The sequence below is a fragment of the Flavobacterium sp. genome, assembly GCF_046153165.1.
Classification (GTDB): domain Bacteria; phylum Bacteroidota; class Bacteroidia; order Flavobacteriales; family Flavobacteriaceae; genus Flavobacterium.
Genome location: NZ_JBJXEN010000096.1, coordinates 102,433 through 108,463 on the forward strand (window position 1 = coordinate 102,433; position 6,031 = coordinate 108,463).

Below are 6,031 nucleotides of genomic sequence, written 5' to 3' on the forward strand. Positions count from 1 at the left end.
GGTTTATAAACCTTTGCATACTCTTATTCCTTTATCTTGTAATAACAACACTTCTTTGATTTTTGACATATCTTTTCCTTTAGAAGAACAAAAATCTATCATATCACACTCAATATCACGTTTTATAACTTCTGCTTTATCTGAAATAGATTTAATTTTATTAAATAACTCTTCTTTTATTTTTCCCGCATTAAAATCTTCTTCATTTCCAATAATAACACTGTGGACTAACCAATTTCTTTGTTCTAAAAATGAATTTAATTCCTCTTGAATACCCATTTTAAAAAGTTTCTTTTCTAAAGCAGTTTTAATTGCCATACCCAAAGTATAACGCTGATGCTTTTTTAAAAATTCATCCGCTTGTTCTTTTGTTTCGTCAGGATTCATTTTAAGAGTAATCGAATAACTCAAAGCTTGTTCCAGCATTTGAATTTTTAACAAAGCTTCTCCAAGAAAACAATACAATTTAATTTCACTGCTGTTGGCTGGTATTCTTATCATATTTTCTTTGATGTTTTTTTAACACTTTTTCAATAAGAAATGGTATTAATTATTTAAACTTTCTCTCATCTGAAATTTCAAACCCCGTTGGAAAAGGTTTAAAAGGCTTGTTTGGAGGAACATTATTGGTTTGATAGTTTCTAAGTTCATAAATAGGTAATTCAGAAATCATAAAGTTATCTAATTCTCCTCCGTGAATTTTTTGCATATCTCGCTTCCATTCATCCTTGTATGGTGCACGAATTCTTGTATCTCCAAAAATCTTATTGTTACATAGTGAAACAAAACAATGAACATCTAAAGAAGCGGATTTCACTAAGTGTTGATATGTCTCTAAATCTTGATTCCAAGCAATCACAAATAAAGCATCAATTTCTCCCCTTAAATTACATCGGTTGTTAATATCCAACAAATCATTGCATATTAAGCCACTGAAAACAAAACTATTATGCTTTATAATTAACTTGTCATTAAATTGCCCTTCAATTTTAAAATTCGCCTTATTAAAAATCTCGGCACTTTCATGAACTGCTCCTATTGGTTTTGATTGGTATAAAGCAATACTTCCTCCGTTTTTGTTGCCAGTTTTCAATACATATACTAACTGATTATCAACTATTTTTTTATTTTGATTAATTTTGTATTGAAGACCTGCAACTAAATTCACTCCAACAAAACCTAGCTTTTCAGCAATTTGAACATACAAATGTCTTGGAAGTGACAATTCATGGAAAACTACATAATCTATACTCTTACTATTACGTATTAAATTATTAACAATTAGTTTAAGCCTGTCAAACCTATTTTTATCAGGTTCAGTTAATTGACGTACCATTGCATCAAAAGATTCATCTTTCGTAAGAAAATGGGTGTTACAAACTTTTGGGTTATTTTGACTTTTAGATTCAACAAAATGTATAAAGTCATATTTATTATCCTTTGGGACAATATTTACGTCAAACTTGTGATAATATCTTTTTGCTAGTTTTAAAAAAACATCATAATCGGATATCACTTTATTTTTAAAAGCAACTGACAATTCCAACAATGAAATTCTTCTGGTAAAAAAATAAAAACCAGTTGATTCAAAAATTTTATGACAATAATTATCACAATTTTGATCTTCACAAGCACATTTACTAGATTGAATATTATAACTTATAAAATCTTTCAAGTCTTCATTAAAAAAAGTATTTGTTAAATCTTCAATATCCTCTTCATGTAAATTACTTGTTATATACTTAAAATATTCTTGATATTTAAAATAACAGTTTTTAAATGGAATGTTGTGTAAATCTGTATTGAAATATCTTTTTACGTTATCCTCAAAATTTCCAATATATAAAATTTCAGTATTTAATAAATCTAAGGCATAGATGGAATTAATATTTAATAAACTATTTGAACAAATAAAATTCTCATAAATCTTTCTGTAAATAAAACCTTTTGCTTTATTAAACTTATTAATATTTTCTTTTTCTGTATGTTTTCCTAAAACAATAAAAACATTAGCTAATTCATTAAAATACTTTTTAATTATTTCTTCATTACCTGAGTGTATAATTAACCCAAAAAGCCTAGGAACATACTTGTTTAAATCAATGAAATTATTAATATCGTATATAAAATCATAGGTAATATTTAGAAAATTATTGAGTCTACTTACCCAAATTATTTTATCATAATTCTTAATATCACTTTCAAAGCTTAAAATTTCTTTTATGAATTTATTTCGCTTCAAGATAAGACCATCGGATTTTCTTAAACTATTGACTTCTTCTGACTGTTTGTTTATACTTTGAAATAAATCTAAATCTTTATCATCATCATACTCCGATGTGTCAGGTAAAAGCTTCCATTCACTAGAACTACTGTTGATTGATTTCCTAATCTGATTTAGTTCGGCTTTATCTTTGCAATTATTGAAAAGGAAAATATTTTCTTTATCTGAATTAAATGAAAGTTCAAAACTTTGGTTTTTTAAATTTTTTAATTTACCGTCTTCTTCTATTTCAAACTCTTTTAAATTACCTAATACTTTTTCAAATTCTAAATTGTCTTTATCACTATTATATTCAACAGCAATTATTAAATCGTCAACATAGCGCCCATAATAAATTGGTCTTACATTTTGAATGATATCCTTATCGAAATCTAATAAGTAAATATTAGCTAAAACCCTTGAAACATTAAGTGTTAGAGGCAATCCGAATTTTTTGTAGTCAATTTTTTCACTATCATAAAAATCCTTATAATCTTTATTATTAGTTTCATTAAACTTATTCAGCATTATAAATACTAAATCGTTTAAAAACTTATCTTTCTTACTTAAATCAATAATATGTTGATTAAATAGACTTTCAACTTTATCTTTTAAATAAGAAATATCAATTAAATGATAGTATTTTTTTAAATCTGAAGTAATAACAACAATATCTTTATTTTCAAAAAATTCAATTTTATCAAATAAATCATTTTGCCATTTTCTGTAATCATTAAAATAAGGTTTATAAAGTGAATGATTTTGTTTGTAGTACGGTAAATCTATTAACTCATCGTCAAACTTTTTTAATCTACACCCATAAACATTATCTGGGAAATGTTTATCTAATTTATACCCTATTCTATTAATCCATAAACCTCCAATTATTTGAAAAAAAACAGAAACATGACTAATATATCTAAATTCTATACTTTCTTTTGAATCTGGTTTTTTATTTTCCTTTGAATCAAATTCAAAAAGTTTCCTGTTTAAATTTTCAATTGTTTTCTTTATCTTAAATTTACCTGTTGGTTTAAAATTGACTTTTTTGAAAATAAAATTTGAGCTACCAATATTTTCTACATTGTTTATAAACAAATTTATTAACTCCTCAGATTCTTCATTTAATATATCAAATAAATAATCTATATTTTCATATAGATTTTCTTCAAACAGAACAATATCTTCTAATAAAACATGCTCTTTTTCATTGTAAAGTTCTCTTTTAACTTTACGATATGTATATAATATTTCTTCTTTTGAAAAACCACCTATAATGTTATTGTTACTTAAACTTTCCATAAAATTTTACTTTTCATTTTCAATCTTTCCTTTCGCTACAACCCCAAACTTCTCTGAAACATCCCAAACACTATATAGACCATTTATCAATAAATAAAAAAACCCTTCACCCTTGTTTTCCATTTTCTATATTTTAAAATATCTTAATAATATCTTCCGTTCTAGTAAAAATATAAGTATCCCAACCCACTTTTTTAATTTCTAATCTCTCTTTTGTTCTTATCAGAAAATGATTATTTTTTTTATCAAGCTCGTATTTAGTACCAGAATGATAAATTTTATCCTTAAGATTCTCATGAATATAAAATAATAATTTCTTGTAGCTTTTATAGTTCCAATTGGTTATGGAATTTTTAGGAGAAACTTTAAAATGTTTTTCATTTAACCATTCCAAATTAAAATCTTGTGCTGTAAAAAAATTAATTCCCAAGGTTATATGATCTACTAGACGATTATCATAAAAAGTATATCTATTTTTAGGTGATGTAATAAAATCCATTTCTGTATTTAATCCCATTTTACTATTGGGTACTCCCATCATAGGCTTACCAATCAGAAAGCGCCATTCATCCTCATATTTCCATTTATCTGATTTTACATTTGTTGCATAAAAAAACGGGATGTGCATAGAATCAAATTCACTTATGTCAATTGGGTTTAAAAATTCTGTATAATTCATCGGAAAAACCCCAAAACATTGACCTTGACCAATTTTATCATTTATACTTACTTCGAGTTCAGAAGCATTAAATGTTATTTGAAACCCTTTTTCTTGAGTATAATGAGGCCACATTAACAAACTATTTTCATTTGCTGTTAATGATATAATGCCAAAAATATTTGATATTATTTCCCAATATTTTGATATGTATCCTTTACATAAATTTACATTACTTGCATCAGCTTCATAAAACTTTATCAGCTCATCTCTTGGCACATCTTTACCTAAAAATTCTTTATAAAATTCAAAATCAAGTGGTTTTAATGCATGCCATAAAAAAGGACTTGAATCTAAATAATCATTTAATTCAAAAGTATGTGAAGCGTAAAAATATCCATTCACTAAAGCATCCACACTGAAACTATTAATTGGGTAAAATTTATGTAACTTTTCTGGATAAGGTATGGCATTAATTATTTTTACTCCACCTTTTTCGCTACTACTTTCTTTTTCGTATATAAAATTGTTATATGAAAATTGCTTACTCATAATTATTTTTTTTAGCATCCCCAACATCCCCAACACTAACCTGCCCATTCATCAACATAGGCAACAACCAATCACGAAGTGAAACTAGTTCTTGGTTTTCTTTTTGATTTTTATCAATCAGTTTTAAATATGGAGAAACAATTTTAGTAAATTCATCGATTAAAATTTTGTTATTGGGGTAACAGTTTTTAAAAGCTTTCATTGGGGTAATTCTAATTCCTTTATGAATACTTCCAGTTGAAGCATTTTTACATAAATCATTAAAGACCTTACTACTAAGCAACATAAAAAGATATTCCGAGCTAACTAAATCATAATTTGGTTTAAAACTAAAAACCGATTCGTTAATGTTCCAATTTGTTGGTTTTTCTGATAGTAAATAAGTTTTCCCAACAGGTTCAATACTTGTAAAAAGAATATCTCCTTTTTCAAGATTAGACCTTTTTTGTATTCTCTCCATTGCTTCATCATCAATTCTGTCACAACTTTTATCAAAAGAAATACGACCATACTCTATGTTTTTTATTGTAATGTAATAATTTAATCCACCACCTAATTTAAAGTGCTCTCTTGGATTTAAACCAGTTTTTATATCATAAACTATTTCCTCAGTTTTTTTTACTTCCCATCCCACAGGAATCTCTCTCTTCAACTCATTATTCCAAACCATTTTACCACCATTAGTTTTATATGGTTTTCCATTCGCATCAGGAAAATCAAACTGCACAAACCAATAGTCATAAAACGTTTTTGCCATCGCTTCTAGCTCGGTATTGATCCGATTATTTATTTCTATTTTGGTATTAATAGAATAAAGAAAATCACCTGCTTTTTTTTGATTCTTATAATCGGGTAGAATTAATTCTAAATAAGAGAATATTTGCTCGTTTAAACTAGCTCTCAAAGTCATTATAGAATTATTTGTCATTGTTTTTCTAAACAAGTCACTTCTTAAATAAAATGCCATAAACTTATCATAAGTTATGTCATCTTGAGTAGGGCGCAATCTTTTTAAAAAGCCACTAAAAGAGGATGCAGAATAATCTTTTACAGCAACACAACTCATACCTAATTCATCTAATGTTTCACTAGTTCTAGTTAAAAAAATATCACCTTTTTTTATAGAATAAATTTCTTTCTCTTTTTCGGAAATATCCATAAACTCAGTTAGAACATCTGGCAAAAAATAGTTATTAAAGACTGTTTTGAAAGAAACAAATTGAGAACCATGTCCTGCTTGTTCAGGTTTTGATGAA

General features: G+C 26.4%; 4 protein-coding genes. All 4 read right to left on the reverse strand.

The window, feature by feature from the left end; genetic code table 11:
- Positions 1-3: 3 nt before the first annotated feature.
- Positions 4-501 (reverse strand): hypothetical protein, encoded by a 498-nt coding sequence (locus ACKVOV_RS11490; protein ID WP_409206896.1) that lies wholly within the window; start codon positions 499-501, stop codon positions 4-6.
- A gap of 49 nt (positions 502-550) precedes the next feature.
- Positions 551-3,565: an RNA-directed DNA polymerase gene (locus ACKVOV_RS11495; protein WP_409206897.1), complete on the reverse strand. Its 3,015-nt coding sequence runs from the start codon at positions 3,563-3,565 to the stop codon at positions 551-553.
- Positions 3,566-3,698: 133 nt separating this feature from the next.
- Positions 3,699-4,775, reverse strand: a complete 1,077-nt coding sequence (locus tag ACKVOV_RS11500; protein ID WP_409206898.1) for a DUF2971 domain-containing protein — start codon at positions 4,773-4,775, stop codon at positions 3,699-3,701.
- On the reverse strand, positions 4,768-6,031 hold a 1,264-nt coding region (locus tag ACKVOV_RS11505), incomplete at its 5' end, for a restriction endonuclease subunit S (protein WP_409206899.1). The genes ACKVOV_RS11500 and ACKVOV_RS11505, both read right to left, overlap by 8 nt.

Bases quoted from the DNA above. Each gene is read 5' to 3' on its own strand.
- ACKVOV_RS11500 (WP_409206898.1), bottom strand. From the start codon at position 4,775: ATGAGTAAGCAATTTTCATATAACAATTTTATATACGAAAAAGAAAGT.
- ACKVOV_RS11495 (WP_409206897.1), bottom strand. From the start codon at position 3,565: ATGGAAAGTTTAAGTAACAATAACATTATAGGTGGTTTTTCAAAAGAA.
- ACKVOV_RS11490 (WP_409206896.1), bottom strand. From the start codon at position 501: ATGATAAGAATACCAGCCAACAGCAGTGAAATTAAATTGTATTGTTTT.